Origin of the sequence: Micromonospora sp. C31, assembly GCF_018070575.1 — a bacterium.
Lineage (GTDB): Bacteria > Actinomycetota > Actinomycetes > Mycobacteriales > Micromonosporaceae > Micromonospora.
In genome coordinates this window covers 115,078-141,581 of sequence record NZ_JAGPXN010000009.1, presented here as the reverse complement: position 1 = coordinate 141,581, position 26,504 = coordinate 115,078, and the positions used below count along the sequence as shown (strand labels likewise).

Sequence of the window (26,504 nt, the reverse complement as noted above, 5' to 3'; positions counted from 1 at the left end):
CCGTGACGAAGATTATCAATAGTGGTCACTCTGGGTCAATGTCCGGAATGGGATCGCGCTTGCCTGGCGGCGTCCACGAGAACCCTTCTGAACTGCGCGGAACCGCCCTACGTGCCCGGTGTCGGGCAGCCGATGCACAGCTTGCGTCAACGCAGCGTCACGAGGGCTGCGTCGCCGTTGGGCGGTCGCCGGTGACGCAGCCGTGACGCCGGTGGCCGCATCGTGACGCCAGTCGTCCGGCTCGGCCGGTGCCGTCGTCACCGACGCCGGATGCCGTGGAGGGAGGCGCGTCCATGGACCGTTCGCTGATCGTCGCGAAGGTGGTGCCGGGCGCCGAGGCGCGCGTCGCCGAGATCTTCGCGGAGTCCGACGCGACCGAGCTGCCGCGCCTGGTCGGCGTCCGGCACCGGTCGCTCTACCGGCTGGGTGACCTGTACGTGCACCTGTTGGAGACGGCGGCGCCGGGCGAGGGCGCGGTCGAGGCTGCCCGGGGGCATCCCGAGTTCGCCCGGGTGAGCGCCCGGCTGCGGCCGTACGTGTCGCCGTACCTGCCGACGTGGCGGGAGCCGCGCGACGCGATGGCCCGCTGCTTCTACCGCTTCGACGCCGCGCCCGTCGGGCGGTCGTCGTGACCGCCACCGCGCCCGAGGGGCAGCTCTGGACCCGGTGCGGCGGCTGCGCCACGCTGCTGTACCGCAAGCGGCTACGCCGCAACCTCGACGTCTGCCCCGAGTGCGGTGTGCACGCCCGGGTCGACGCGCCCGAACGGCTGCTCCAGCTCGTCGACCCGGGGGCGTTCACCGCCCTGCCGCACCGCCCGGCCGAGGTCGACCCGATCGCCTTCGTCGACCTGCTGCCGTACCCGCACCGGCTCACCGCGGCCCGGGCGGGCACCGGGCTGGCCGAGGCGGTGGTCTGCGGTAGCGCCACCGTCGGAGGGCATCGGTGCGTGCTGGCGGTGATGGACTTCCGGTTCCTGGGCGGCAGCCTGGGCTGTGTCGTGGGGGAGCTGATCACCCTGGCCGCCGAGCGGGCCCTGGCCGACGGGGTCCCGCTGGTCCTGGTCACCGCCTCCGGCGGGGCGCGGATGCAGGAGGGCGCCCTGGCGCTGATGCAGATGGCCACGGTCAGTCAGGCGATCGCCGCGCTGCGGGAGGCCGGCCTGCTCACCGTCAGCGTGCTGACCGACCCGACGTACGGGGGGGTGGCCGCCTCGTTCGCCACCAACACCGACGTGGTGCTCGCCGAGAGCGGCGCGCGGATGGGCTTCGCCGGCCCCCGGGTGATCCGGCAGGTCACCGGCCGGGAACTGCCGGAGGGCTTCCAGACCGCCGACTTCCTGCTCCGGCACGGTCAGGTCGACATGGTGGTGCCCCGGTACGCGCTGCGGGGCCGGCTGGTGGCGCTGCTCGCCGCCGCCCGCGCCGGGCGGCGGTCGGCGTCCGGTGCCGACGTACCCCGGCAGGAGCCGTCGCCGTCGGCGGCGCGGCCGGCCGCCACGACGGCGCCGGGCCCGGGCGGCGACGCCTGGGAGACGGTACGGCTGGCCCGCCACCCGGACCGTCCGACCACGCTGGACTACCTGGAGACGGCGTTCGACGGCTTCGTCGAGCTGCACGGCGACCGGCTCGGCGCGGACTGCCCGGCCGTGGTGGGCGGGCTGGCCCGCCTCGACGGCCGACCCGTCGTGGTCGTCGGGCACCAGAAGGGACACACCACCGCCGAGCTGGTCGGGCGCAACTTCGGCATGGCCAGCCCGGCGGGGCACCGCAAGTCGCTGCGGCTGATGCGCCTCGCCGCCCGCCTCGGCCTGCCGGTGGTCACCCTGGTCGACACCCCGGGGGCGGATCCCGGCGTGCGGGCCGAGGAACAGGGGCAGGCGGCGGCCATCGCCGAGAACATCCTCGCCCTGACCGTGCTGCCCACCCCCGTCGTCGCCGTGATCACCGGCGAGGGCGGCAGCGGCGGTGCGCTGGCCCTCGCGGTGGCCGACCGGGTGCTCATGCTCCAGCACGCCGTCTACTCGGTGATCAGCCCGGAGGGCTGCGCGGCCATTCTCTGGCCGGACCGGGGCGCCGCCCCGCAGGCGGCCCGCGCGTTGCGGCTGACCGCCCCCGACCTGTGCCGGCTCGGGATCGTCGACGACGTCGTGCCCGAGCCGGCCCCGGCCGCCCACCACGATCCGCGGGCCGCCGCCCGCGCGCTACGCGAGGCGGTGCTGGCGCAGCTGCTGCCGCTGCTCGACGTGCCGCCCGCCACGCTGGTCCGGCGCCGTCGGCAGCGCTTCCGGCAGTTCGGCGCGGCCCGCCTGGGCGCCCGGGCGGGTGCCCGGTGAACGCCGGCGGGATCCCGGTCGACGCCGCGCCGTCGGCACCCGGCGAGCAGGGGGTCCGCGGCGGCGGGGCGGCGGCGCCGGGCGCGGAGGTGGGGCCCGGCACGGACGCCGTGCTGACCGGGCTGCGGCGGCACGCCCGGCACCTCGTCGCCGAGCTGCCCGGCCCGCTGCGGCGGGTGCGGCTGCGCGGCGGGGACACGGTGCTCGAGGTGGAGTGGCACGCCGTCTCCGCCGGGCCGGCGCCCGCCGGTGCCGCCGACGCGGTGCCTCCGGCATCCCCACCGGCCGCGCCGCCGCCGGACCGGTACGCCGTGCGCTCGCCCATGGTCGGCACGTTCCACCGTGCTCCGGAGCCGGGCGCCGCGCCCTTCGTCGCCGTCGGCGACCCGGTCCGTCCCGGGCAGGTCGTCGGCATCGTCGAGGCGATGAAGCTGATGAACGAGGTGACCGCCGAGCGGGGCGGCCGGGTCGCGGAGGTCCTTGCCGCCGATGGCCAGCCGGTCGAGTACGACCAGCCGCTGGTCGCCCTGGATCCGGACTAGGGGGCGGGGCGCGATGTTCGAGAAGGTCCTGATCGCCAACCGGGGGGAGATCGCCCTGCGGGTGCTGCGCGCCTGCCGCGAGCTGGGGGTACGTACGGCGGTGGTCTACTCCACCGCGGACGCCGACTCCGCCGCCGTGCGCCTGGCCGACCAGGCCGTGCGGATCGGGCCGGCTGCCAGCCGGCGCAGCTACCTCAACGCCGCCGCGATCGTGGAGGCGGCCCGGCAGGTGGGGGCGCAGGCGGTGCATCCGGGCTACGGGTTCCTCTCCGAGGACGCCGACTTCGCCGAGATCTGCGCCGACAACGGCCTGGTCTTCATCGGCCCGCCGCCGGAGGTGATGTCCGTGCTGGCCGACAAGTCCTCGGCGCGGGCGCTGATGCGCCGGGCCGGGCTGCCGTTGCCGCCGGGCAGCGTCGCGCCGGTGCCCTCCGCCGCCGCGGCGGCGGAGGTGGCCGCCGAGGTGGGCTACCCGGTGATCGTCAAGGCGGCGGCCGGCGGTGGGGGACGGGGCATGACGGTGGTCGCCATCCCGGACGAACTGCCCGGGGCGTACGCCCGGACCCGGGCCGCCGCCCAGGCCGCCTTCGGCGACGACCGGGTGTACGTGGAGCGGTACCTGACCGGCGCCCGGCACGTCGAGGTGCAGTTGCTGTGCGACTCCCACGGCAACGGCGTGCACCTGGGCACCCGGGACTGCTCGGTGCAGCGCCGCCACCAGAAGCTGGTGGAGGAGGCGCCGGCCCCGGCGTTGTCGGCCGGCACCCTGGAGGCCCTCGCGGAGTGCGCCCTGCGCGGCGCCCTGTACGCCGGCTTCACCGGCGCCGGCACCGTGGAGTTCCTCGTCGACCCCGACGAACGGTTCCACTTCCTGGAGATCAACTGCCGGATCCAGGTCGAGCATCCCGTCACCGAGATGATCACCGGGATCGACCTGGTGCACGAGCAGCTGCACATCGCCGCCGGGGTGCCGCTGCGCTGGCGGCAGGAGGACGTCCGGCCGCACGGGGTGGCCATCGAGTGCCGGGTCAACGTGGAGGACCCGGACCGCGGCTTCGCGCCGACGCCCGGCCGGCTGGACCGTTTCGTCCCGCCCGGTGGCCCCTTCACCCGGGTCGACACGCACGGCCACGCCGGCTACCTGTTCGGCCCGCACTACGACTCCCTGCTGGCCAAGGTGGCGGTCTGGGCGCCGGACCGGGAGCTCGCGCTCAACCGGCTGGAACGCGCCCTCGACGAGTTCGACATCGCCGGCCCCGGGGTCCGCACCACCATTCCGTTCGTCCGGCGGGTGCTCGACGACGCCGGGTTCCGTAAGGGCCGCTACTCCACCGGCCTGGTCGAGCAGTTGCTCGCCGGCCCGCCCGACGCACACCACAGGAGGCACCGATGACCGTCACCCATGGCCGTCCGCTGACCGCCGAGATCACCGACATCCTGGTGGCGAACTGCGGGCTGGACGCCGACGCCGCCGCCCGCGCTCCGGCCGCGTCCCTGGAGGAGCTCGGCATGGACTCGCTGGCGCTGCTGGAACTCTCGGCCGTGGTCGCCGACCGGTGGCAGGTGCGGATCCCGGAGCAGGCGGGGCAGCTCAGCATCGCGGCCGTGGCCGAGCTGGTCGCCAGCCGCGCCGACCCGCCGGGGCACACCGAGAACAGCGTCCTCGTCGCCGCGCCGCTGCCGCTGGTCTGGGACGTCACCAACGACGTCGCCAACTGGCCGCGGCTGTTCACCGAGTACGCCCGCGCGGAGATCCTGCACCGCGACGGCGACACCGTGCGGTTCCGGCTCACCATGCATCCCGACGAGAACGGCACGGTGTGGAGCTGGGTCAGCGAACGCACCGCCGACCCGGCCACCCGGCAGGTCGACGCCCGGCGGGTGGAGACCGGGCCGTTCGAGTACATGCGCATCCACTGGCGTTACACCGAGGAGCCCGGCGGCACCCGGATGACCTGGGTGCAGGACTTCGCGATGAAGCCCACCGCCCCGGTGGACGACGCGGGCATGGCGGACCGGATCAACGCCAACAGCCTGGTGCAGCTCGCCGTCATCAAGGAGAAGATCGAACGGCTGGCCGGCGCCGGACGGGCGACGGGAGCCGGCGATGAGTGAGCGCGCCCTGCGGCTGGTCGCCGCCGCCGACGTCGCGCCGGACATCCGCCGTGGCGGCGAACTGCGGGTGCTGCTCGGCCCGAAGACCGTCGGTAGCACCTCGGGTTTCATGGGGGTGGCGACGCTGCGCCGGGGGGAGCGGATCGCCGAGCACTACCACCCGTACAGCGAGGAGTTCCTCTATGTGGCCCGGGGCGCGGTCACCGTCGACCTGGACGACGAGCCGGTGCCGCTGCCAGCCGGGCAGGCGCTGTTCGTGCCGCGCAACGTCCGGCACCGGCTGCGCAACACCGGCGAGGAGCCGGCCGAGGTGGTCTTCCACCTCGGACCGCTGGCGCCCCGACCGGAACTCGGGCACGTCGACACCGAGCTGGCCGAACAGCGAGGCGGATCGTGAGCGTGAGGAGTGAGCCGGGGTTGCGATCCCCGCAGTCGCGAACCGAGGTCATGTCGTGACCGGGCGCCGCACGGTGGTGACCGGCGTCGGGGTGGTCGCCCCCGGCGGCACCAGCCGGGACCGGTTCTGGAAGACCATCACCGAGGGGCGGACGGCGACGCGGCGGATCACCTTCTTCGACCCGTCGGCGTTCCGGTCCCAGATCGCCGCCGAGTGCGACTTCGACCCGGTCGCCGCCGGCCTCACCGCGGGGGAGCTGCGGCGTGCCGACCGGTACGTGCAGTTCGCCCTCGCCTGCGCCGCCGAGGCCGTCGCCGACGCCGGCCTGGACCTCACCGACGCCGAGCGGGACCGAGCCGGCGTGGTGCTCGGCACCGCCGTCGGCGGCACCACGGCCCTGGAGCAGGAGTACGTCGCGGTCAGCGACACCGGCCGCCGGTGGCTGGTCGATGCCGGGCGCGGCGGCCCGTACCTGTATCAGGCGCTCGTGCCCAGCAGCCTCGCCGCCGACGTGGCGTGCCGGCACGGGTTGCACGGCCCCGCACAGGTGGTCTCCACCGGCTGCACCTCCGGCATCGACGCGATCGGGTACGCCCACCAGCTCATCGCCGACGGCGAGGCCGACATCGTGCTGGCCGGGGCCGCCGACTCGCCGATCTCCCCGGTCACCGTCGCCTCCTTCGACGCGATCAAGGCGACCAGCCCGGACAACGACGACCCGGCGCACGCCTCGCGCCCGTTCGACGCCGACCGGCACGGTTTCGTCCTCGCCGAGGGCGCGGCGGTGCTGGTGCTGGAGGAGGCCGGGCACGCCCGGCGCCGCGGCGCGCACGTCTACTGCGAGGTGGTCGGCTACGCCAGCCGCAGCAACGGCTACCACATGACGGGGCTGCGGCCCGACGGGCTGGAGATGGGGTTGGCCATCTCGGCGGCGCTGAAGCAGGGCCGGATCGCCCCGGAGCAGGTCTCCTACGTCAGCGCCCACGGCTCGGGCACCCGGCAGAACGACCGGCACGAGACCGCCGCCTTCAAGCGGGCGCTCGGCCGGGCCGCGTACGGGGTGCCGATCAGCTCGATCAAGTCGATGGTCGGGCACTCGCTCGGCGCGATCGGCTCGATCGAGATGGCGGCGTGCGCGTTGGCCGTCGAGTTCAACGTGGTGCCGCCGACGGCCAACTGGAGCACCCGGGACCCGGAGTGCGACCTGGACTACGTCCCGAACGAGGCGCGGGAGCTGCCGGTCGACGTGGCGCTCTCGGTGGGCAGCGGCTTCGGCGGTTTCCAGTCGGCGATGGTGTTCCGCCGGCAGCCCGCGCGGGCACAGCCGTGACCGCCCGGGCCGTGGTGACCGGTATCGGCGTCGTCGCGCCCAGCGGGATCGGCGTGGACGCGCACTGGCGTACGGTGCTCGCCGGCACCCGCCGCACCGGACCGATCACCCTGTTCGACCCCGCCGGCTACCCCACCCGCCACGGCGGGGAGGTGCCCGGCTTCGACGCCGCCGCGTACGCCGACAACCGCCGGCTGGTGCAGACGGACCGGTGGACGCACCTCGGCTTCGCGGCGACCCGGCTGGCGCTGGCCGACGCCGGTCTGCCCGAGCGCGCGCCCGACCCGTACGGGTACGCGGTGGCGCTGGCCAGCTCCTCCGGCGGGAACCTGTTCGGGCAGCGGGAGCTGCAACGGCTCTGGGGCGGGCCGTCGCGCACCGTCGGGGCGTACCAGTCGATCGCCTGGTTCTACGCGGCCAGCGTGGGGCAGCTCTCCATCCACCACCAGTTCAAGGGGCCGTGCGGGGTGCTGGTCGCCGAGGCCGCCGGCGGGCTGGACAGCCTGGCGCACGCCGCGCGGGCGGTGCGCCGGGGCACGCCGGTCGTGATCGCGGGGGCGACCGAGTGCCCGCTGAGCCCGTACGCCCTGGCCTGCCAGTTGCGTTCCGGCCTGCTCAGCGACGTGGCCGACCCGGAGCGGGCCTACCGGCCGTTCGACGCCGCCGCCAGCGGCTACCTGCCCGCCGAGGGCGGCGCGGTGTTCGTGGTGGAGGAGCTGGGTCACGCGCTGTCGCGGGGCGCCCGCGTCTACGGCGAGGTGACCGGCTGGGGCGCCACCCACGACGCCGTGCACACCACGGCGGACACCGCCGGCGACCCCGTGCAGTATGCCCGGGCGATGCGGCTGGCCCTGGACCGGGCCGGCGTCGGGCCGGAGGAGGTCGACGTGGTGCTGCCCGACGCGCTCGGCGTGCCGCGCTACGACCGCAGCGAGGCCACGGCGCTGCGCGCCGTCTTCGGCGACCGCCCACCGCCGGTGACCACCCAGAAGCCGCTGACCGGCCGCGCGCACCAGGGCGGCTCGGCGCTGGACGTGGCGACCGCGCTGCTCGCGTTCGACCACGACACGCTGCCGGCCTCCGCCGGGCCGGACGAGGTGGCCGAGGGCTGCGAGCTGGGTTTCCTGCGGGAGCACCGGCGACCGCGCAGTCGGCTGGCGCTGGTGGGCGCTCGCGGTTTCGACGGGTTCAACAGCGCGTTGGTCCTGCGCGGGGCCGCGCCGCAGAGGGGAGCGACGCCGTGAGCGAGCAGTTCACCGGTACGACGTCCGCCGGATCCCGGGTCGGGGCGCGGCGGGAAGCCGACGCGAGCGGGCGGCGGGCGCGGGTGGTGTTCCTGGTACGGGTGCCGCAGGAGCGCACGGAGGCGTTCCTGGCCGCGTACGAGGCGGTTCGGCACCTGGTGGCCGGCGGTGTTCCGGGGCACCTCGTGGACCAGGTCTGCCGGTCGTCGGCCGACCCGGAGCAGTGGCTGATCACCAGCGAGTGGGCGAGCCTGGCCGACTTCGAGGCGTGGGAACGCAGCCCGGAGCACCGGGATCTGGTCCGGCCGATGCGGGAGTGCTTCACCGACGCCCGGTCGCTGCGTTTCCTCATCCACGCCCAGACCTCCGCCGCGGCGCCGGCCTGACCCCGACCGCGCATCCGGGCCCGCGCCGTGGGCGCGCCGGACGGCGAGCGGCGCGGTGCCCGCGTCGTGCGGCCATCGGCTCTCCGACCTCCCCTCCACCACGCGTTCGAAGATCGCCATCGGCCGTCCGGTGAGCGTCTCGCGCCGTACGCACGACGGGTCATCCGGCGGTCACCCTGCGCCGCCGTACGCGCCCGATCCTGCCCGCCGAACCGGCCGTGGGAAATCCGCCTGGCCGCTCCTTCCGATCTAGCCATTTGCATCTAGCGATACATCCGGACGGCGTCGTAAGGTTCCCCGCAGCACCCCGACAGGCACACCTTATGGGCGGTATAGCCCAATTTGAGGCTGGGCGGTGAACGGTAGTGACGACGGGAAATCCTGCTGCGACAGACCCGATCTGGGTCGACGAAATTCTGCTCCGAGGCCGTTCCGCCGACATTTGTCTCCGACTGCCCGAACCGGTCGACCGGGGGTCCCTGCGTCGGCTGGTGGCCGAGGCGCAGACCCGCCTCGCCGCCGCCGGACTGCGTCCCGGTGGCGCCGCCGCGCTGCGGCTGCCGCCCTCGCTGGCGTACGTGGTGAACCTGCTGGCCACCTGGCGCAGCGGGGCGCAGGCCATCCTGCTCGACCACCGGCTCACCGACCACGAGGTCGACCGGGCGCTTCAGCGGCTCGCCCCGCAGGTGGTGGTGGCCCCGATCCGCACCGGCGGTGGCGGGCTGCGGGTCTTCGTCGACGTCACCGAGGGCGTCACCGCGTACGCCGACCGCCCGGCGGTCAGCGGACACGCGGTGATCCAGCTCAGCTCCGGCTCCACCGGACCGTCCAAGGTGATCGGGCGTACCGCCGACGACCTGGTGGCCGAGGTGCACCGCTACACCCGCGTCGACGGCGTGGCGCTGCCCGGCGAGCGGATCATCCTGCTCCCCTCGATGGTGCACGTGCTCGGCCTGGTCGGCGGCCTGCTCTACGGCCTGCACGCCGGGGTGGAACTGGTGCCGCCGCAGCGCCTGGCCGGCGACGCGGTGCTGGCCGCGATCGCCGCCGACGACTCGCCGGCCACCGTGCTCGGCGTGCCGTTCCACATCGGACTGCTCGCCTCCACCCGTCCGGCCGGCCCGCTGCCGCAGTTCAGGCGGATGACCACCGGCGGCGAGCTGGTCCCGGCCGCCGTCGCCCGCGCCTTCGCCGACCGGTACGGCGTGCCGCTGGGCAACATGTACGGGATGACCGAGGTCGGCGTCATCGGCACCGACCTGCACGGCCGGCACCGCCCGTCCATCACCCCGGCGCCCGGCGTCGAGGTCCGCGAGGTCGACGGCGAGCTGTGGGTGAGCTGCCCCGCGTCGCCGTACGTCGGGCTGAGCGACCCGACCCGCTGGGCCGACGGCTGGCTGCGCACCCGCGACGCCGGGACCGTGGACCCCGGTACCCGCCTGGTCACCGTCCGCGGGCGGCTCGACTCGCAGGTCTCCGTCGGCGGCTTGAAGGTCGACCTGACCGAGGTGGAGGCGACCGTCGCCGCCCTGCCCGGCGTCGCCGCCGCCGTGGTCGTCTTCGACGGCGCCGTCACCGCCTACGTGCAGCCGGACGGGCCGCTGTCGGAACAGACGCTCGACGAGCTGCTCGCCGAGCGCCTGGCCGGCTACAAGCGACCCCGCACCCTGCGCCTGGTGGATCAGCTGCCCCGCACCACCACCGGCAAGCTGGTCCGCTCGGTCGACGCGCTGCGCACGGCGGCGACGTGAGCGCCGGGCCGCGCCGCCCCGACCTCCTCGCCCGTTCCCACAACCTCGTCCGCCTCGACCACGACCACCTCGACCGGCACCGCGTCGACGGCGTCGACGGCGAGCGCCACGACCAGGCCCCCGGCCACGCCCGGATGCCCCACCCGCAGCCGCGCGACGCCGGGCACCGGCCGCAGCGATCCGTCGGAACCGACCGGCACCGGCATCCGCCGGCGCAGGCCGCCGTCGCGCAGCCCCACCCCGAGCGCCTTGCCCACCGCCTCCTTCGCCGTCCACAACCGCAGGAAGTCCGCCACCTGCCCGTCGGCGGGCCGGCCGGCCAGCCAGCCCGCCTCGACGGGGGCGTACCAGCGGCGGGCCAGCGCCGCCGCCGGCAGCGGCCGGTGGCGCTCCACGTCCACGCCCACCGGGCCACCCGCCCGGGCGGCGACCACCACCACCGACCCGGACCGGCTGACGCTGACCGCGAGCTCCGCCCGGGCCCCCGCGCCGCACCCGGCGACCAGCGGACGACCGTCGCGGCCGTGCGCCACCACGATCTCCGCCTCCGCGCGGCCGAGCAGCGCGGCACCCGCCCGCCGCAACAGCCGCCCGGCCGGGGCCGGCCGACCGCCGACGCCCCGACCGATCCACACGTACGCGGTGTCCCGACCGGGCACCGGTGACTGGCTCACGGAAAGAGGTTAACCATGCGACCCGAGATCCGCGCCTTCGTCGTCGAGCAGCTCGACGACATGAACTACGACGTCGAGGGCATCGACGACGACACCACTCTCGGCCCGTCCGGGGTGGACCTGGAGTCGCTGGCCCTCGCCGACCTCGCCGTACGCGTGGAGGACCGCTACGGCCTCAAGTTCGCCGACGACGAGTCCGAGAAGCTGGCCCTGATGACGGTAGGCGAGTTCACCACGATGGTCGCCGACCGGGTCGCCGGGGCGCCGAGCGACAACTCCTGATGGCCGGTCAGCCCGACCTGGGACGGGCCGACCTGGTGACCATGCTCGCCGACCTGTCCGGGAAACCGTCCGCCGAGGTCGGCGCCCGGATCGGCTCCATGGAACTGGCCTGGCTGGTGCATCTCGTCGAGCAACGCCACGACCGGCGGCTCGACCTCACCGACGACCAGCTCGCCGCGATCCGCACCGTCGACGACGCCCTGGCGGTCTTCCGGACCGCCCTGACCGCCGCCGCCGATGGCTGAGCCGGCGACCGTCCAGCTCACCGGCGTCGACGCGAGCAGCGCGTTCGGCAGGGGAACCGACGCGCAGCTCGCCGGCGTGCTCGCCGGCGACCCGGCGTTCCGGCCCGTGGACCGCTTCGACACCACGCCCCGCCGGGTCGACGCCGCCGCCACCCTGCCCGACGCCGGCGGCCTCGCCGACGAACTCGCCGAGGCCGTCGACGCGGCCTGCCGGGCCGCCGGCCTCGACGCCCGCCGCCGGGTCGGCACCGCCCTGCTGCTGGCCGTGCACGGCGGCGCGCACGTGCCGGCGCTCACCACGGCGCTGGCGGCCCGGACCGGGCTCACCGGCCCGACCCGGGCGTACACCACCGCCTGCGTCTCGGCCAGCAGCGCGGTCGCCGACGCCGCCGCGCTGATCCGCCGGGGCGACGTCGACCGGGCGGTGGTGGCCGCCGGCTACCTGGTCGAGCCCGACCAGTACGCGCTCTTCGACGCCGGTCGCGCCCTGGCCACCGACGGCGCGGTGCGCCCGTTCAGCGCCGGGCGCACCGGGCTGCTGCTCGGCGACGGCGTCGCCGCGGTGGTGCTGGAGTCGCGGGCCGTCGCCCGGGAGACGGTCGCCGACCTGCTCGGCTGGGGCCGGGCCGGGGACGCGTTCCACCCCTGCCAACCGGAACCCGGCGGGCGTGGCCTGGCCCGCGCGGTCACCGCGGCGCTGCGCCGGGCCGGGCTCCCGGCGGAGGCGATCGGGTACGTCAACGCCAACGCCACCGGCACCGGCCACAGCGACGCCGCCGAGGCGGCGGCGCTGCGCACCGCGCTCGGCGCGGCGGCGGCCCGCGTGCCCGTCAGCTCCACCAAGGCGCTGCACGGGCACGCCCTGGAGGCCTCCGGCCTGCTGGAACTGGTGGTGACCGTGCTCGCCCTGCGGCACGGGAAACTGCCCGTCAACGCCGGCTGGCTCGGCCCCGACCCGGCCTGCCCGCTGGACGTCGTGCGTGACGCGCCCCGGCCCGCCACCACCCGGTACGCGCTGAGCCTCAACGCCGCCTTCGGCGGCGCCGACACCGCGCTGCTGGTCGGTGCGGCATGAGCGTGACCGGCAACCTGAGCGTGCTGGCCGAGGCGGCCTGGCCCGAGCCGGGAGACGGGGCGCCGCCGCCGGTGCCCGGGTACGTGCACTCCAGCTTCCCGCCCCTCGTCGCGGCCGTCGCCGAGCGCTGCCTGACCCGGGCGTACGGCCGGCGGCCGGCCCCCGGCGGCGAGCGCACCGCGATCGTGCTGGTCAGCGCGGCCGGGGACCGGGCCAGCGCGGCGCACGTGCGCGCCACGGTCGCCGGCGGCGGCCGACCAGGGCCGCTGTTCTTCTTCCAGTCGGTACCCAACAGCGTGGCCGGGCACGTGGCCGCCCGCTGGGGACTGGGCGGGCCGGTGGTCTGCCTCGCACCGACCGGCGACCCGCGCGCCGAGGGCATCGCCGAGGCCGAGCTGCTGCTGCACGACGGCGACGCCGACCGGGCGTTGCTGGTCCTGATCGAACAGGCACCCGACGACGACGGCGGCGCGGGCCGCCCGGCCGGGGCACCCGGGACGGGAGCCGTCGCGGTGCTGCTGGAGGGAGGAGACGCACCATGAGGAACAGGGGACTGCGCGGGGTGCTGGCCGCCGACGAGCGGATCGGCGCCGGCAACGTGCTGGCCCGGGTGCTGGCGCACGGCGCCGACCCGGACGGGCCGGGCCTCACCTTCGACACCGCCGTGGACGGCCACCCGGCCGGGCGGGCGCTCACGCTGGGCCGGCTCGACGAGCGGGTCGCCGCCCGCGCCGCCTGGCTGCACGAGCGCGGCGTCAAGCCCCGCGACCCGGTCGCCGTGTGGGCCACCGCCGCCGCCGACATGGTGCTCAGTTTCCTCGCGCTGACCCGCCTCGGCGCGATTCCGGCGCTGATGAACGGCAGGCTGCGTCCCGAGATCGCCGCCGAGTACGTGCGTCGGCTGCGTGGCGTCGGGGTGCTCGCCGACGACGCGCACCGTGCCCTGCTGGCCGACCACGACCTCGGCGTGCCGGTGCTCGGCACGCCCGCCGAGGCCGGCACCGGCGACCCGGCCGCCGCGCCCGAGCAGCACCGGCACCACGCCGACGACCCCATCGTGATCACCCACACCTCCGGCACCACAGGGGTGCCGAAGGCGGTGCTGCACTCGCACGCGAGCCTCTTCGCCGCCACCCGGCACCTGCTCGCCATGCCGCAGGCGCAGGGCACCCGCCGCATCCTCAACGCGCTGCCCGCCCCGCACACCGCGACCGTGCTCATGGTCAACCAGGCCCTCGGCAACCGCGCCGAGATGCTCCTGCTCTCCGACCAGGATGGTGAGCGGGTGCTGGAGGCGATCCAGCGCTGGCGTCCCGACGGGGTGTTCGGCTTCTCCGTGACCTGGGCGGAGCTGGCCCGCTTCGACCTGGCCGCGTACGACCTGGACTCGGTGTCGCTGTGGTTCAACACCGGCGACTGCTCGCACGAGCCACACGTGCGCCGGCTGGTGGCGGCCGGCTCCCGCGACGTGGTGACCCGCGAGGGAACCACCCGGGTGCCCGGCTCGGTCTTCATCGACGGGCTCGGCTCCAGCGAGATGGGACACTCGATGTTCCACATCACCCACCGCGTCGACACCGACCGCTACGGCCGCTGCGTCGGGCGGCCCTACCGGTTCGCCAAGGTCGCCGTGCTCGACGCCGGGGGCGACCCGGTGCCGACCGGCGAGGTGGGCTGGCTCGGCATCGACTCGCCGTCGCTGTTCCTCGGCTACTGGAACGACTCGGTCACCACGTACCGGTCCCGGCGACGCGGCTGGTACCTCACCGGCGACCTGGTGTACGCCGACGACGAGGGCCGCTACCACCACCTGGACCGGGCCGTCGACGCGGTCGACGCCGGGGACGGGCGGTGGTTCTACACCGCCCTGTCCGAGGAACGGGTCCTCGTCGCCTGCCCGGACGTCACCGACTGCACGGTGGTGGTCACCTCGGGGGCCGGCGGGGTGGTCACCGACGTACTGCTGGAGCTCGCCGCCGGCGCCGATCCCGCCGAGGACCGCACCGGGCGGGTCCGGGCCGCGCTCGGCCCGGACGTCGGCGCGACCCTGCGCCGGGTGGTGCCGGTCCGCTCCGCCGACATCCCGGTCACCGTCACCGGCAAGGTGCGCAAGGTGGCCCTGCGGGAGCGGTACCTCACCGATTCGCCGTCATGACCGCCGTCATCACCGGGATGGGGCTGTTCACGCCCGTCGGGCGCGGCGTCGACGCCACCTTCGACGCGCTCTGCGCCGGCCGCTCCGGGCTGACCCGCCCGCCGGCCGGGCACCCGGCGGCCGGGTCGCTGGAGGTGGCCGGCTTCCTGCCGGACGTCGACCCGCGCACCGTCGCCACCGGGCCGGAGACCCGGGTGCTGGACCGGGTCGTGGTGCTCGCCCTGCTCGCCGCCGCCGACGCGCTCGCCGACGCGGGCATCGAGGTGGGTCAGAACGTGGACCCGGGCCGGATCGGGGTGATCGTCGGCGGCGTCGGCGGGATGGCCACCCTGGAGGCGCAGGTGCTGGCGCGCGCCGAGCGCGGCCGCGCGGCGGTCAGCCCGTACCTGCTCACCGGCATCCTGCCGAACATGCCGTCGGCCCGCATCGCCATCCGCTACGGCATCCGCGGCTACACCTCGTCGGTCGGCACCGCCTGCGCCTCGGGCGCCCAGTCGGTGGCCGACGCGCTGCGGCTGATCCGCGCCGGGGAGGCCGACGTGGTGCTCTGCGGGGCCAGCGAGGCGCCGCTGTTCCCCACCTTCGCCGACACCTTCGGCAACGCCCGGGCGCTCGCCCGGGGCTGGGCCGACCCGACCACGGCGAGCCGGCCGTTCGACGCGGGCCGCAACGGGTTCGTCCTCGCCGAGGGCGCGGCCCTGCTGGTGCTGGAACGCGCCGAGCACGCCGCCGCCCGGGGCGTCACCGGCTACGCCGAGGTCGCCGGGTACGGGGCGACCACCGACGCGTACCACCCGACCGCCCCGCGGCCCGACGGTGCCGGTGCGGCGGAGTGCATGCGGCGGGCGCTGGCCAGCGGCGGCGTGCCCGCCGCGCGGGTCGGCTACGTCAACGCCCACGGCACCGGCACGAAGCTCGGCGACACCGCCGAGACCACCGCGCTGGCCGAGGTGTTCGGTGACGGCGGTGTGCCGGTCAGTTCCACCAAGGCGCTCACCGGCCACCTGCTCGGCGCCTCCGGGGTGCTGGAGGCGGCGGCCACCGCGCTGGCGCTCGGCCGGGGTCTGCTGCCGCCGACGCACAACCTAGACGACCCGGACCGGGCCTGCCCGGCCGACCACATCCGCTCCGCGCCGCGCCGGACGGACACCGGGTACGCGCTGACCAACTCCTTCGGCTTCGGCGGACAGAACGTGAGTCTGCTGCTCGCGCGGGCCGCCCGGCCGAGGGACTGACCACGCTCCATCCCGGGCGGACCGCGCCCGGGCGGCAACCACGGGCAACCGTGAAAGGGCTGAGGACATGGACATCCGTGGGATAGACCACATCGAACTCTTCGTGGGCGACGCCCGGCAGGCGGCCTTCTACTTCGACCGGGCCGTCGGTTTCCAGCTACGCGGCCAGGGCGGCCCCGAGACCGGGCTGGCCGACCAGCGGTCGCTGCTGCTGAGCCAGGGCGACGTCCGGATGGTGCTGACCACCGGGCTCACCGCCGAGCACCCGGCGTCGCGCTACGTGCGGCGCCACGGCGACGGCGTGGCCGTCGTCGCGTTGGAGGTCGACGACGCCGCCGGCGCGTACGCCGAGCTGGTGCGCCGGGGCGCGGCGCCGGTGACGCCGCCGACCACCCGCACCGGCGCGGACGCCGAGGTGGTGACCGCCGAGGTGGGCGGCTTCGGCGACGTGCTGCACCGCCTCGTCTCCCGGCGCGGCGACGCCGGCGAGTTCCTGCCCGGGGCGGTCGAGATGACGCCCGTCGTCGGCGGCGACGGCAAGGTGCTCGTCGAGATCGACCACCTGGCGGTCTGCGTGCCGCCCGGGCAGCTCGACGAGACCGTCGGGTACTACCGCAACGTGTTCGGCTTCGCGGAGATCTTCGCCGAGCACGTGGAGGTCGCCGGGCAGGCGATGAACTCCACGGTGGTGCAGAGCCCGTCGGGGCGGGTCACCCTGGTGCTGCTGGAGCCCGACCGCTCCCGTCGGCCCGGGCAGCTCGACGCCTTCCTCGACCAGCACGTCGGCGCCGGGGTGCAGCACCTGGGGCTGCGCACCGACGACATCGTCACCGCCGTGGCCACCCTCGCCGAGCGCGGCGTGCGCTTCGCCGCCACCCCGGCCAGCTACTACGACGCCCTGGAGGCGCGGGTCGGCCCGGTGGACACGCCGCTGGAGCGGCTGCGTGACCTCGGCGTGCTCGTCGACCGCGACCACGGCGGACAACTGCTGCAGATCTTCACCGAGTCCCTGCACGTGCGCCGCACGCTCTTCCTGGAGCTGATCGAGCGGCGCGGGGCGCGGACCTTCGGCAGCGGCAACATCAGGGCGCTCTACGAGGCCAAGGAACGGGAACTGGCCGCGGCGGGAACGATCGTCGCGGCCCCGACACCGCAGGAGGTGCGGGCGTGACCGCGACCGAGTTCGAGCCGGCACTGACCGTCGAGGAGGAGGCGCTGCTGCCCTCCGCGGAGGACGTGGCGTTCTACGCCGAACACGGCTGGTACCTGTCGAAGAAGCTGCTCACCGACGACGAGGTGGACGCCCTCGCGGCGGCGGCCGACCGCTACTACGCCGGCGAACGGCACCGCCGCCTGCCGGTACGCCCGCCGAAGCTCGCCTACTGGGAGCCGTCGAAGGGCCCGGTGCAGCGGCACAACGACTACGTCCACCACGAGCACGACGGGCTCGGCGCGATCCTGCGCAAGCCGCTGATCGGCGCGGTCGCCGCCCGGCTCGCGCGGACAACCGAGATCCGCGTCTTCCAGTCCACGCTGATCCACAAGCCGCCGGTCTCCGGCGAGCCGTCCAACATCGTGCCCTGGCACTTCGACAAGCACTACTGGGCGTCCTCGTCGTCGCAGGACATGCTCACCGCGTTCATCCCGTTCCACGACTGCGGCGAGGAGATGGGCACCATCACCATGGTCGACGGCTCGCACCGCTGGGCGGAGATCGGCGCCGACGACACCGTGGTGCGCCACTTCGCCGACCGCGACCGCGACCAGTTGGAGGAGATGCTCGCCGAGAACGCGGCCCACAACGGCGCCGCGATCCGCAAGGTGCCGATGGTGATCCCCAAGGGACACCTGAGCTTCCACCACTGCCGCACCTACCACGGCAGCGGCGCCAACGTCAGCGGACGCCCGCGCCGGGCGATCTCGCTGCACCTGCAGGACGGCGCCAACGCCTGGCGGGAGTATCCCCTCTCCGACGGCACCCGCGCCGCGTACAACCACGACGTGCTGGTCCGCCGCACCCCCGACGGGCGGCCGGACTACGCGGACCCCGAGTACTGCCCCGTCATCTGGCGCCACCGCGCCCCGCAGGGAGGCTGACATGTCACGGTACGACTGGGGGAAGACCCACCCGGGGATCGAGCGGCTGGAGAAGGCGGTGGGCGAACGCCGCGAGGCGGTCGTGCGGCACCCCCTCTACGCCGCCCTCGACACCCACGAGGCGCTGGTCACCTTCATGGAACACCACGTCTTCGCCGTCTGGGACTTCATGTCCCTGCTGACGTCGTTGCAGCGGCAGCTCACCTGCGTCACGGTGCCGTGGATCCCGAGCGGCCCGACGGGCAGCCGCCGGCTGATCAACGACATCGTGATGGTGGAGGAGAGCGACGAGCTGGGCGACGGATACATCAGCCACTTCGAGCTGTACGTGCGGGGCATGCGGGAGGCCGGCGCCGACACAACGGCCGTCGACCGGTTGGTCGAGCTGCTGCGAGCGGGCCGGCCGGTGGCCGAGTCGCTGGTGGCGGCGGGCGTACCCGCGCCGTCGGCGGCGTTCGCCGGCACCACCTGGCACATCATCGAGAGCACCCCGGTGCACTGCCAGGCCGCCGCCTTCGCCTTCGGCCGCGAGGACCTGATCCCCGACATGTTCACCCAGGTCGTGGCCGTCAACGAGCGCAGCCGGCGGCTGCACACCTTCGTCGACTACCTGGAGCGGCACATCGAGGTCGACGGCGAGCAGCACACCCCGATGGCGATGCAGATGCTCGCCGACCTGTGCGGCGACGACGACGCCAGGTGGCAGGAGTGCGCGGACACGGTCAACACCGCGCTAGCCGCCCGTGCCCGGCTCTGGGACGACATCCTCGCCGCCGTCAAGGAGGGGCGCGACCGGTGACGGGCGCCGACCCGGTCCGGCTCTACCGGATGGTCCGGCTGATCCGCCGGTTCGAGGAGCGGGCCATCGAGCTGGTGCGCTCCGGGCACGTCGTCGGCGGCATCCACCCGTACCTAGGGCAGGAGGGGATCGCCGCCGGGGTGTGCGCGGCCCTGGGTGTCGACGACGTGGTCGCCGGCACCCACCGGGGGCACGGGCACGTGCTCGCCAAGGGCGCCGACCCGGCCCGCATGCTGGCCGAGCTGTGCGGCCGGGTCACCGGCCTCAACGCCGGCCGGGGCGGCTCCATGCACGCCGCCGACTTCGGCGTCGGCGTGCTCGGCGCGAACGCCATCGTCGGGGCGTCCGGGGCGATCGTCACCGGCGCGGTGTGGGCGCGGCGCCGGCGCGGCGACGACACCGTCGGGGTGAGCTTCTTCGGCGACGGCGCGGTCAACGAGGGGATGCTGCTGGAGGCGTTCAACCTGGCGGCGCTGTGGCGGGTGCCGGTGCTGTTCGTCTGCGAGAACAACGGCTACGCCACCACCATGCCCGTCGCGGGCGCGGTCGCCGGCAGCATCCCCGGCCGCGCCGCCGCCTTCGGCATCCCGGCCGCCGTCGTCGACGGCCAGGACCCCGAGGCGGTACGCGACGCCGCGAGCGCCGCCGTCGACCGGATGCGTGCCGGCGGCGGCCCCGAGCTGATCGAGGCGCTGACCTACCGCTTCGACGCCCACCACACCTTCGAGCACGCGGTACGTCTCGACTACCGCCCGCCCGAGGAGGTGGCCCGGGGCCGGTCCCGCGATCCCGTGGACATCCAGGGCGACCGGCTGCCCGCCCCCGTACGCGCCGACGTGGACGCCGAGGTGGAGGCGGTGTTGGCGGGGGCCGTGCAGTTCGCGCTCGCCGGCGCCGAGCCGGACCCGGCCGACGCCCTCGCGCACCTGTACGCCAGCGGCCTGACCGCGCGCACCGGAGGTGGCTAGATGCCCCGACTGTCCTACCGCAGGGCGCTCACCCGGGCCTTGGCCGACGAGCTGGCCCGCGACGAGTCGGTGTTCCTGCTCGGCGAGGACATCCGGGTGGCCGCCTCGAACGTCACCGCCGGGCTCTTCAAGCGCTTCGGCCCCGAGCGGGTGCTCGACACCCCGCTGTCGGAGCAGGCGTTCACCAGCTTCGCCACCGGCGCGGCCCTGGCCGGGATGCGGCCCGTGGTCGAATTCCAGATCCCGTCGCTGCTGTTCCTGGTCTTCGAGCAGATCGTCAACCACGCGCACAAGTTCCCGCTGATGACCGGCGGGCAGTGCGCGGTGCCCGTCACCTACCTGGTGCCGGGCTCCGGCTCCCGTACGGGCTGGGCGGGGCAGCACTCCGACCACCCGTACAGCCTCTTCGCCCACGTCGGGGTGACCACGGTCGTGCCGGCCACCCCGGCCGACGCGTACGGCCTGCTCGTGTCGGCCGTGCGGTGCGACGACCCGGTGGTGCTCTTCGCCCCCGCCGGGGCGCTGGACGTACGCGCCGACGTCGACCTCGCCGCGCTCGCGCCGGTACCGCTGGGCCGGGCCCGGCTGCACCGGCGCGGCGACGACGTGACCGTGGTCGCGGTCGGGCACCTGGTGCACGACGCCCTCGCCGTCGCCGAGGAACTGGCCGACGAGGTGTCGGTGGAGGTGTTCGACCCCCGCACGCTCTACCCGTTCGACTGGGAGGCGCTCGCCGGGTCGGTGGCGCGCACCGGGCGGCTGGTGGTGGTGGACGACTCCAACCGCTCCTGCGGCATCGCCGGGGAGATCATTTCGACCGTGGTCGAGCGGGTACGACTGGTCGCGCCGCCACGGCGGGTCACCCGCCCCGACGGTGCGGTGCTGCCGTTCGCCCCGGCGCTGGACCGGGCCGTGCAGCCCAGCCGCGAGCAGCTACGGACCGCCATCCGACACGTCATGAAGGACGGATGAAGTGATCGACGTCGACTACCGCTGGCCCTCCGCCGCGCGCGCGTGGCTCGACCTGCCCGCACCGGTGCGCGCCGACATGGTGGCCGCCGGGGCGGGGGCGTGGCGCGAGGTCTTCGACGGCCGGGCCACGTACAACGAGCAGTGGCGCCTGGCCCGGCCGCCGGTGATGGACGAGACGTCGCTGGGCGTGCTCAACGCCGTCTCCGACCGGCTCGCGCAGCTGATCTTCGAGGCGTGCCGGCGGCGGGCCGCCACGGCGGGGGAGCTGCGTCGGCTGCTGAACGTGGCCGACGGCGAGACCCGGCTGCTCGACGACGACGAGCCGCTGACCGAGGCGCTGCTGGACGCGTTCCGCCCCGACGTGCTGCTCTGCGACGGGGTGCCGCGCTTCGTCGAGTACAACATCGACAGCAGTCTCGGTGGCGCGTTCGACGCGGACACCACGGTGCGCCGCTTCGTCGACCTCTACCGGCGGCACGGCATCACCGACCGGGTCCGCCTCGCGGCGGCGCCCTCGGCGGTGGACCGACGGTTCGCCGCGATCCGCGCCGGCCTCGGCCTGCCGGCGGGCGCCCGGGTCGCCATGTTGATCGACTTCGACGCCGAGTACCCGGGACTCGACGACCCGCAGCGGTTCGTCAAGCTGCTGTCGCCGGTGGTCGAGCGGGCCGCCGCGGGCGGCCTGGAACTGGTCGTCGCGCCGGTCTCCCAGGTCGCCCTCGACGACCGGAAGCGCCTGGTGGCCGGCGGCGCCCCCGTCGACGGGGTGTTCCGGCTCTTCGTGCCCAACCGGGTCACCCCGAGCGCCGGGGTGGACGCCCTGGAGGCGGGGCTCGCGGCCGGCACGGTGCCGATGTGGGTGTCGGCGGCGGCCTGGCTGATCGCCAACAAGCGCACCTTCGCCTGGCTCTGGGAGGACGCCGACACGCTGCCGGCCGCGGACCGGGACCTGGTGCGGCGGTACGTGCCGCGTACCTGGTCGCTGACGGCGGAGCTGCTCGACCGGGCCGTGGCCGACCGGGCCGACCTGGTCGCGAAGCCGGCCGACGGCTCCGCCGGGGTGGACGTCCTGATCGGCCGGGAGACCGACGCCGCCGCGTGGCGCGACGGCCTCACCCGGGCCGTCGGGCGGGGCGGCTTCATCCTCCAGGAGCACGTGAAGGCCGACGACGTCCCGCTGGACTTCGTGCACATCGGAACCGGCGAGACGGTCGCCGCCGAGGTGCCGTACAGCATCGCCCCGTACCTGTTCGGCCGCCGGGCCGCCGGCGCCTGCATCCGTACGGGCTTCCCGGGCTGCGACGGCGTGCTCAACCTGGCCCGCGGCGTCCTCCTCTCCGGCCTCCTGGTAACCCCCGCTCCGGGGTAAGGAAGGGCCCCTTCCTAACGCCTCCGGTATAGGAAGGGCCCCTTCCTAACGTCGAGAACGTCGAGCACGTCGAGAACGTCGAGGATGGGTGCGGCGGGCGGTCGGGCAGGATCGACGGGTGGACGGGACACGGGTGGGGCTGACGGTCGACGAGTTGCGGCCGGTGGCGTGGGCGGCGTTCGGGCGGGGGCAGGCGCTGGTCTCGGCTCAGCGGCTGACCGGCGGCACGAAGAAGGGCGTCTACCGGCTGGCCCTGGAAGACGGGTCCACCGGAATCGCCTACGTGTGGCATCCGGCGGAGGACTACTGGCCGGTGCAGGCGGCACCGGCATCCGACGACCCGTTCGGGCACGCCACCGGGGCGGGGCTCTTCGCGGCGGCGCACCGGGAGTTCGTCGCCGCCGGGGTGCGGGTGCCCGGGCTGCTGCTCGCGCCCACCGCAGGCCTGCTGCCCGGCGAGGTGGCGGTGGTGGAGGACGTCCAGGGCGGCAACCTGCAGGACCTGCGCCGCCGCGATCCGCGACGGGCAGGGGTGGTGCTGGCACGGCTCGGCGACGCCGTGCGGGCCATGCACTCCCGCAGTCGCGACCGGTACGGTCGCCCGGGGCTCGACCGCCCGGCATCCGGCCGCCCGGGGCCGGCAGGGGGCCGGCCGGTGCAGCGGATCATCCTCGATCGGGCGCTCGACGACCTGGCCGAGGCCGCGGCCCGGGTCGAGCGGATCGCCGCCGCGCGGGACCGGCTCGCCGTGGCACTGGCCGAGCGGTACGCCGCCGTGGCGCCCCGTTCCCGCTACGGCCTGATCCACGGTGAACTCGGTCCGGACCATGTGCTCGTCGACGACCAGGACCGCCCGGTGCTCATCGACATCGAGGGTGCGGTGTTCCTCGACGTGGAGTGGGAGCATGCCTTCCTCGAACTGCGCTTCGGTGACGGCTGGCCCGCGCTCGCGATGGAGGGACTCGACGAGGACCGGTTGCGTCTCTACCGGCTCGCGCTACACCTGTCCCTGGTGGCGGGCCCGCTACGCCTGCTCGACGGCGACTTCCCCGACCGGGCCTTCATGCTCGCCATCGTCGAGCACAACGTCGACCGGACGTTGAGCCAGCTTGTCTGAGCCGTACCGCCGGGGTCGGTGGTGGCGAGGGCCGCGGGCGTCGGGGCGTGCGGTGGCGGCTCCGGGGCGGAGCGAGCGGGTTCCGGCATCGTTGCGGTGGGCGAGGACGGCGAGGACGCGGCGGCTGTCGTCGGAGGACGGGGGCAGACGCAGCTTGCCGAAGATGCTCGCCGGGCCGTCGGCGACAGGTGGCCGCCGCCGAAGTGTCGTCGAGCGTGGACGATGGCGAGATCTTCGGGCTCGTCGGCCCGCACGGTGTCGGCCCGTCGGGTGCCGTGACGGGGCGGCCCGTCGTCCTGCCCGCCGCGGCACGTCAGCGACCAGGAGGTACGCCCGCGTGCCCACCAGGTGGCTGGGCGGCGTTCATCATCGACCGGTCACTGCGGTTGCCGGCCCCTGAGGTGTGCGCCGAGGCGGCGGACCGTCTCGGCGGCGGCCACCGCGTCGCTGCGGGCGCTGCCGTGCCGGCCGTCGCTGCTGTACATCGACGCCTCGGCGGTGAGTGGGTGGTCGGTGAGCCGCACGTGCAGGGTGCCGAGCCGCTCCGCGAGCGCCCCGGTGCGCGCGGAGAGCCGACGCATCCGTTCGCCGAGGCCGGCGCGGTGCCGCTCGGGCACGGCCGGGCTGAGCGACACGTCGAACATGCCGACGGTGATCACGTCCGCCCCGGCGGCCTGGAGCGCCCCGACCATCGCGGTCAGCTCCGCGTCGACCGCGTCCGCGTCGTACCCCCGCCCGAAGGCGTCGTTGCCGCCGCAGACCACGAGCGCCAGGTCGGGGCGGAACGCCAGCGCCGGGGCGAGCTGGGCGGCGCGCACCTCGTGCGCCCGCAGCCCCCGCAGGCCCAGGTTGAGGTACGCCAGCTCCGGCCGGACGGCCCGCAGCTCGGTGGCGATCCGGTCGGCCCACTGCACGTCGGGATAGCCGTCGGCGGGCTCGCAGAGCCCTTCGGCCACGCTGTCGCCGAGCACCGCGAAGCGCCGCCACGGGTGGTCGTTCAGCAGCGCCGCGCTCTCCCCGTCGCGCAGGCACCACGGATCCGTCGCTTCGGTCAACGTCGATGGCATGCCGGCACGCTAGCCGACGTCCGGACACCGGAGAAGGGTCGGTCGGAGCGGTGGAACGGTGCGGACGGTTGGATTTTGGTGCTGGGCTGTCACGGGTGACGCGCTGTCCGCCTGTCAATGTAGCGTTGACACGTGACGCCCGAGCTGAGCCAGCTGTCCACTGTCGCGGCCGACCGCGCGCGGTTGGACGAGCGGGAGCTGGAGCTGATCGACCGCGCCCGTCACCTGGGTGCGACGTGGGTTCAGATCGCCGCCGCGCTCGGCCTGGGCAGTCGGCAGGCCGCGGAGCAGCGCCGGCAGCGCCTGGCGGCCGCGCGGCGGTCGCGGCGGCAGGAGCGGGACCTCGGGTACTCGACCCGGATCGCGGCGATACGCAGTGCCGTCTTCGACCTCCGCCGGTTGATCGACGCGGACCGGCGGTGGGACGCGCGGTTCCGGCGGGCGGCCCTCGTGAGGAAGACCGCCGAGGTGGCCCTCGACGCCGATCCGGGCGCGCTGTACGCGCTGGCCTCGCTCCTCGCGGCCGATCTGGCCGACGCGGGAGGCGGACGGTTGCCGGTGCCGGTACGGGCTGTCGCGACGAGCTTGGACGACCTGCTGTCAACGACACATTGACAAGCACCGACAGTATTGTCTGTGCTCCGCTCAAGGCTGAGGATCTGAGTCACCACGGCTCAACCTGGAGGCCTCGTGCGCCGCAACCCCGCGCTGTTCATAGCGATATCGCTGCTGTCGGGCTTCGGCAGCAGCGCCATGTCACTGGTCGCCGGGATCTGGATCCTCGACCTCACAGGTTCCGCCAGCCTCGCGGCCCTCGCCGGGCTCTGCGTGTACGCCCCGGTTCTCGGCGGCCCCTGGCTGGGAGGCCTGCTCGACCGGGCGCCGAGGCGACCGCTGGTCATTGCCGTCAACCTCGCCTTGTCCATCGTTCTGCTCAGTCTCCTCACGGTGCGGGGACCGGGCCAGACGTGGCTGATCTTCCTGGTGGCTTGCGCCTACGGCCTCAGCTACGTGCTGATCGACGCGGGCGAGACGGCGTTGCTGCCCTCCGCGCTGTCGCCCACGGAACTCGGCGGCGTCAACGGCTGGCGTTCGAGCGCCCAGGAGGGCATGAAACTCGTGGCGCCCCTGGTCGGCGCAGGCCTCTACGCGTGGCGCGGGGGCCACGCTGTCGTCCTGCTCAGCGCGGCGATGCCGGTCCTGGGTGCCGTCCTGTACGCGGCTCTACGACTGAAGCGGATGCCACCGGCCCGGCCGGCTGATCGGCCTCGCGGCGTGCGCGCGGGGCTCGCCGTCCTGCTCGCACAGAGGGCGCTGCGCGTCACCGTCGTGCTCGCCGCCGTGTCGATCGCCATGTCCGGCTTCACCACCGCCGCCAACTACGCGATCGTCACCAGGGAGTTGGGCCTACCGACGACGTTTCTCGGCGTGCTGCTCAGCGCACAGGGGGCCGGGTCCGTCGTCGGCGGCCTCGTCGTCGGCCGGCTCATCGCGCGGTGGAGCCCGGTCACCGTGGGCGTCGCCGGCACGGCGCTCTTCGCCGTGAGCTGCCTGGTGCGCTGCCTGCCCTGGTGGTCGGGCACGGTCGCCGCCTCGGTCGTCGCCGGCATCGGCCTGCCATGGGCCCTGGTCGCGGCGGTGACCGCGGTGCAGACACACACGCCGACAGCGATGCTCGGCCGGGTGTCCGGCACCGCCAACACCGCGATGTTCGGCCCCGTCGCGCTGGCGATCCCGCTCGGCTCCGCCGCCGTCCACCTCGGCGACCGCCTGACGCTCATCGCGGCCGCCGTGATCTGCCTCGCCACCGCAGTCGGCGCGGCCCACCGCACCCGAAGCGGCGAGAGGCCGAGCGCTCGGCGGTGGAGGAGGCGGCGCTCGGCGGCCGGGCCGCCGGAGGTGCTGCGCGACCTCCCGAGCGGGCCGCCCGCCGCTCCGGGGAGCCGGCCTACGCCTGCCGCCCCGCCCGGTAGGCCGCCGCGAGCCGCTTCGGCGCCCGGTCCTGCCACGCCTCGACGACCAGCTCGGCCAGCTCGTCGGGGTCGACCCGGTCCAGCCGGACCAGCACCGCCGGATAGCCGTCGAGGTGCGGGACGGTGAAGTAGACGGCCGGATCGTCGGCGAGCAGCGCCTCCTTCGCGCCCAGGTCCGGCACCCGTACGCCGAGGATCGGGCCGTCGGGGGCCGCCGCCCCCAGGGCGTCGAGGTCGGCGCGGCGCAGCGGTCGCTCCCAGACGAACGACCGGTCGCGGACCTTCCACGCCGGCGCCCCCTGGTAGGACGGGTGCTCGCCCGTCTCCGGCAGACCCAACGCGATGCGGCGGACGTCCTCCCAGGTGGCCATGGCCC

The 26,504-nt window shown here is 75.0% G+C and carries 27 protein-coding genes and 1 pseudogene; 25 read left to right on the top strand and 3 right to left on the bottom strand.

From position 1 onward, the window contains the following. Window positions 1-293: 293 nt before the first annotated feature. The 10 genes from KBX06_RS14540 (at window position 294) to KBX06_RS14495 (ending at window position 10,100) form a co-directional block, all read left to right on the top strand. Window positions 294-632, top strand: coding sequence for a TcmI family type II polyketide cyclase (locus tag KBX06_RS14540; protein WP_210835044.1), 339 nt, complete (start codon window positions 294-296; stop codon window positions 630-632). Next, a complete protein-coding gene (locus KBX06_RS14535; RefSeq protein WP_210835043.1) occupies window positions 629-2,335 on the top strand; it encodes an acetyl-CoA carboxylase carboxyltransferase subunit alpha in 1,707 nt (568 codons plus the stop codon). The genes KBX06_RS14540 and KBX06_RS14535 overlap by 4 nt, the downstream gene beginning before the upstream one ends. After that, window positions 2,332-2,877, top strand: coding sequence for a biotin/lipoyl-containing protein (locus KBX06_RS14530; RefSeq protein WP_210835042.1), 546 nt, complete (start codon window positions 2,332-2,334; stop codon window positions 2,875-2,877). The genes KBX06_RS14535 and KBX06_RS14530 overlap by 4 nt, the downstream gene beginning before the upstream one ends. 13 nt (window positions 2,878-2,890) lie before the next feature. Next, the gene (locus KBX06_RS14525; protein ID WP_210835041.1) at window positions 2,891-4,270 is read left to right on the top strand and encodes an acetyl/propionyl/methylcrotonyl-CoA carboxylase subunit alpha; all 1,380 of its coding nucleotides are present in this window, start codon (window positions 2,891-2,893) and stop codon (window positions 4,268-4,270) included. Beyond that, complete coding sequence (locus KBX06_RS14520) at window positions 4,267-4,992, top strand: SRPBCC family protein (RefSeq protein ID WP_210835040.1); 726 nt, start codon at window positions 4,267-4,269, stop codon at window positions 4,990-4,992. Before KBX06_RS14525 ends, KBX06_RS14520 begins: the two co-directional genes overlap by 4 nt. Next, entirely contained in the window at window positions 4,985-5,389 is a 405-nt protein-coding gene (locus tag KBX06_RS14515) for a cupin domain-containing protein (protein ID WP_210835039.1), read from the top strand. Before KBX06_RS14520 ends, KBX06_RS14515 begins: the two co-directional genes overlap by 8 nt. 55 nt (window positions 5,390-5,444) lie before the next feature. Then, window positions 5,445-6,719 (top strand): beta-ketoacyl synthase, encoded by a 1,275-nt coding sequence (locus KBX06_RS14510; RefSeq protein WP_210835038.1) that lies wholly within the window; start codon window positions 5,445-5,447, stop codon window positions 6,717-6,719. After that, complete coding sequence (locus tag KBX06_RS14505; protein ID WP_210835037.1) at window positions 6,716-7,963, top strand: beta-ketoacyl synthase N-terminal-like domain-containing protein; 1,248 nt, start codon at window positions 6,716-6,718, stop codon at window positions 7,961-7,963. The genes KBX06_RS14510 and KBX06_RS14505 overlap by 4 nt, the downstream gene beginning before the upstream one ends. An 83-nt stretch (window positions 7,964-8,046) precedes the next feature. After that, complete coding sequence (locus tag KBX06_RS14500; RefSeq protein ID WP_210835176.1) at window positions 8,047-8,349, top strand: antibiotic biosynthesis monooxygenase family protein; 303 nt, start codon at window positions 8,047-8,049, stop codon at window positions 8,347-8,349. Between the two features lie 365 nt (window positions 8,350-8,714). Further along, a complete protein-coding gene (locus tag KBX06_RS14495) occupies window positions 8,715-10,100 on the top strand; it encodes a class I adenylate-forming enzyme family protein (protein WP_210835036.1) in 1,386 nt (461 codons plus the stop codon). Here the strand turns inward: KBX06_RS14495 and KBX06_RS14490 are convergent. After that, complete coding sequence (locus KBX06_RS14490) at window positions 10,031-10,774, bottom strand: 4'-phosphopantetheinyl transferase superfamily protein (protein ID WP_210835035.1); 744 nt, start codon at window positions 10,772-10,774, stop codon at window positions 10,031-10,033. The genes KBX06_RS14495 and KBX06_RS14490 overlap by 70 nt on opposite strands. 15 nt (window positions 10,775-10,789) lie before the next feature. Here KBX06_RS14490 and KBX06_RS14485 point away from each other — a divergent pair, with 15 nt between their 5' ends. The 13 genes from KBX06_RS14485 to KBX06_RS14425 all read left to right on the top strand — a co-directional run bounded on the left by KBX06_RS14485 (window position 10,790) and on the right by KBX06_RS14425 (window position 23,088). Continuing rightward, a complete protein-coding gene (locus KBX06_RS14485; RefSeq protein WP_210835034.1) occupies window positions 10,790-11,056 on the top strand; it encodes an acyl carrier protein in 267 nt (88 codons plus the stop codon). Then, window positions 11,056-11,301 carry an acyl carrier protein gene (locus tag KBX06_RS14480; protein ID WP_210835033.1) on the top strand — a complete coding sequence of 82 codons (246 nt, stop codon included), beginning with the start codon at window positions 11,056-11,058 and terminating at the stop codon, window positions 11,299-11,301. The genes KBX06_RS14485 and KBX06_RS14480 overlap by 1 nt, the downstream gene beginning before the upstream one ends. Beyond that, window positions 11,294-12,376, top strand: a complete 1,083-nt coding sequence (locus KBX06_RS14475; RefSeq protein WP_210835032.1) for a beta-ketoacyl synthase — start codon at window positions 11,294-11,296, stop codon at window positions 12,374-12,376. Before KBX06_RS14480 ends, KBX06_RS14475 begins: the two co-directional genes overlap by 8 nt. Continuing rightward, window positions 12,373-12,918 carry a beta-ketoacyl synthase chain length factor gene (locus KBX06_RS14470; RefSeq protein ID WP_210835031.1) on the top strand — a complete coding sequence of 182 codons (546 nt, stop codon included), beginning with the start codon at window positions 12,373-12,375 and terminating at the stop codon, window positions 12,916-12,918. Before KBX06_RS14475 ends, KBX06_RS14470 begins: the two co-directional genes overlap by 4 nt. Next, window positions 12,915-14,531 carry a class I adenylate-forming enzyme family protein gene (locus KBX06_RS14465; protein ID WP_210835030.1) on the top strand — a complete coding sequence of 539 codons (1,617 nt, stop codon included), beginning with the start codon at window positions 12,915-12,917 and terminating at the stop codon, window positions 14,529-14,531. Before KBX06_RS14470 ends, KBX06_RS14465 begins: the two co-directional genes overlap by 4 nt. Continuing rightward, window positions 14,528-15,766: a beta-ketoacyl synthase gene (locus tag KBX06_RS14460; RefSeq protein WP_210835029.1), complete on the top strand. Its 1,239-nt coding sequence runs from the start codon at window positions 14,528-14,530 to the stop codon at window positions 15,764-15,766. Before KBX06_RS14465 ends, KBX06_RS14460 begins: the two co-directional genes overlap by 4 nt. Window positions 15,767-15,833: 67 nt before the next feature. Beyond that, complete coding sequence (gene hppD / locus KBX06_RS14455) at window positions 15,834-16,937, top strand: 4-hydroxyphenylpyruvate dioxygenase (RefSeq protein ID WP_210835028.1); 1,104 nt, start codon at window positions 15,834-15,836, stop codon at window positions 16,935-16,937. Beyond that, the gene (locus tag KBX06_RS14450) at window positions 16,934-17,863 is read left to right on the top strand and encodes a phytanoyl-CoA dioxygenase family protein (protein ID WP_210835027.1); all 930 of its coding nucleotides are present in this window, start codon (window positions 16,934-16,936) and stop codon (window positions 17,861-17,863) included. The genes hppD and KBX06_RS14450 overlap by 4 nt, the downstream gene beginning before the upstream one ends. Window position 17,864: 1 nt before the next feature. After that, window positions 17,865-18,662, top strand: a complete 798-nt coding sequence (locus KBX06_RS14445; protein ID WP_210835026.1) for a DUF3050 domain-containing protein — start codon at window positions 17,865-17,867, stop codon at window positions 18,660-18,662. Beyond that, window positions 18,659-19,630 (top strand): thiamine pyrophosphate-dependent dehydrogenase E1 component subunit alpha, encoded by a 972-nt coding sequence (locus tag KBX06_RS14440; RefSeq protein WP_210835025.1) that lies wholly within the window; start codon window positions 18,659-18,661, stop codon window positions 19,628-19,630. The genes KBX06_RS14445 and KBX06_RS14440 overlap by 4 nt, the downstream gene beginning before the upstream one ends. Beyond that, complete coding sequence (locus KBX06_RS14435; protein ID WP_210835024.1) at window positions 19,631-20,602, top strand: alpha-ketoacid dehydrogenase subunit beta; 972 nt, start codon at window positions 19,631-19,633, stop codon at window positions 20,600-20,602. A gap of 1 nt (window position 20,603) precedes the next feature. Next, entirely contained in the window at window positions 20,604-21,971 is a 1,368-nt protein-coding gene (locus KBX06_RS14430; RefSeq protein ID WP_210835023.1) for a hypothetical protein, read from the top strand. A gap of 118 nt (window positions 21,972-22,089) precedes the next feature. After that, window positions 22,090-23,088: a phosphotransferase gene (locus KBX06_RS14425; protein ID WP_307854632.1), complete on the top strand. Its 999-nt coding sequence runs from the start codon at window positions 22,090-22,092 to the stop codon at window positions 23,086-23,088. Between the two features lie 377 nt (window positions 23,089-23,465). Here the strand turns inward: KBX06_RS14425 and KBX06_RS14420 are convergent, their stop codons facing one another. Next, complete coding sequence (locus KBX06_RS14420) at window positions 23,466-24,155, bottom strand: SGNH/GDSL hydrolase family protein (protein WP_210835022.1); 690 nt, start codon at window positions 24,153-24,155, stop codon at window positions 23,466-23,468. A gap of 132 nt (window positions 24,156-24,287) precedes the next feature. Between KBX06_RS14420 and KBX06_RS14415 the strand changes: the two genes are divergently transcribed. After that, the gene (locus tag KBX06_RS14415) at window positions 24,288-24,770 is read left to right on the top strand and encodes a hypothetical protein (RefSeq protein ID WP_210835021.1); all 483 of its coding nucleotides are present in this window, start codon (window positions 24,288-24,290) and stop codon (window positions 24,768-24,770) included. A gap of 138 nt (window positions 24,771-24,908) precedes the next feature. Further along, window positions 24,909-25,973: pseudogene (locus KBX06_RS14410) on the top strand (MFS transporter); the annotation flags it as partial. Window positions 25,974-26,103: 130 nt separating this feature from the next. Here the strand turns inward: KBX06_RS14410 and KBX06_RS14405 are convergent. Further along, window positions 26,104-26,499 carry an MmcQ/YjbR family DNA-binding protein gene (locus KBX06_RS14405; protein ID WP_210835020.1) on the bottom strand — a complete coding sequence of 132 codons (396 nt, stop codon included), beginning with the start codon at window positions 26,497-26,499 and terminating at the stop codon, window positions 26,104-26,106. Window positions 26,500-26,504: the final 5 nt, after the last annotated feature.

What these genes read in the sequence shown, in the direction of transcription:
- KBX06_RS14540 (WP_210835044.1), top strand. Translation starts at nt 294, where the DNA reads ATGGACCGTTCGCTGATCGTCGCGAAGGTGGTGCCGGGCGCCGAGGCG.
- KBX06_RS14525 (WP_210835041.1), top strand. Translation starts at nt 2,891, where the DNA reads ATGTTCGAGAAGGTCCTGATCGCCAACCGGGGGGAGATCGCCCTGCGG.
- KBX06_RS14520 (WP_210835040.1), top strand. Translation starts at nt 4,267, where the DNA reads ATGACCGTCACCCATGGCCGTCCGCTGACCGCCGAGATCACCGACATC.
- KBX06_RS14515 (WP_210835039.1), top strand. Translation starts at nt 4,985, where the DNA reads ATGAGTGAGCGCGCCCTGCGGCTGGTCGCCGCCGCCGACGTCGCGCCG.
- KBX06_RS14485 (WP_210835034.1), top strand. Translation starts at nt 10,790, where the DNA reads ATGCGACCCGAGATCCGCGCCTTCGTCGTCGAGCAGCTCGACGACATG.
- KBX06_RS14480 (WP_210835033.1), top strand. Translation starts at nt 11,056, where the DNA reads ATGGCCGGTCAGCCCGACCTGGGACGGGCCGACCTGGTGACCATGCTC.
- KBX06_RS14475 (WP_210835032.1), top strand. Translation starts at nt 11,294, where the DNA reads ATGGCTGAGCCGGCGACCGTCCAGCTCACCGGCGTCGACGCGAGCAGC.
- KBX06_RS14470 (WP_210835031.1), top strand. Translation starts at nt 12,373, where the DNA reads ATGAGCGTGACCGGCAACCTGAGCGTGCTGGCCGAGGCGGCCTGGCCC.
- KBX06_RS14465 (WP_210835030.1), top strand. Translation starts at nt 12,915, where the DNA reads ATGAGGAACAGGGGACTGCGCGGGGTGCTGGCCGCCGACGAGCGGATC.
- KBX06_RS14460 (WP_210835029.1), top strand. Translation starts at nt 14,528, where the DNA reads ATGACCGCCGTCATCACCGGGATGGGGCTGTTCACGCCCGTCGGGCGC.
- hppD (WP_210835028.1), top strand. Translation starts at nt 15,834, where the DNA reads ATGGACATCCGTGGGATAGACCACATCGAACTCTTCGTGGGCGACGCC.
- KBX06_RS14445 (WP_210835026.1), top strand. Translation starts at nt 17,865, where the DNA reads ATGTCACGGTACGACTGGGGGAAGACCCACCCGGGGATCGAGCGGCTG.
- KBX06_RS14435 (WP_210835024.1), top strand. Translation starts at nt 19,631, where the DNA reads ATGCCCCGACTGTCCTACCGCAGGGCGCTCACCCGGGCCTTGGCCGAC.
- KBX06_RS14420 (WP_210835022.1), bottom strand. Translation starts at nt 24,155, where the DNA reads ATGCCATCGACGTTGACCGAAGCGACGGATCCGTGGTGCCTGCGCGAC.
- KBX06_RS14405 (WP_210835020.1), bottom strand. Translation starts at nt 26,499, where the DNA reads ATGGCCACCTGGGAGGACGTCCGCCGCATCGCGTTGGGTCTGCCGGAG.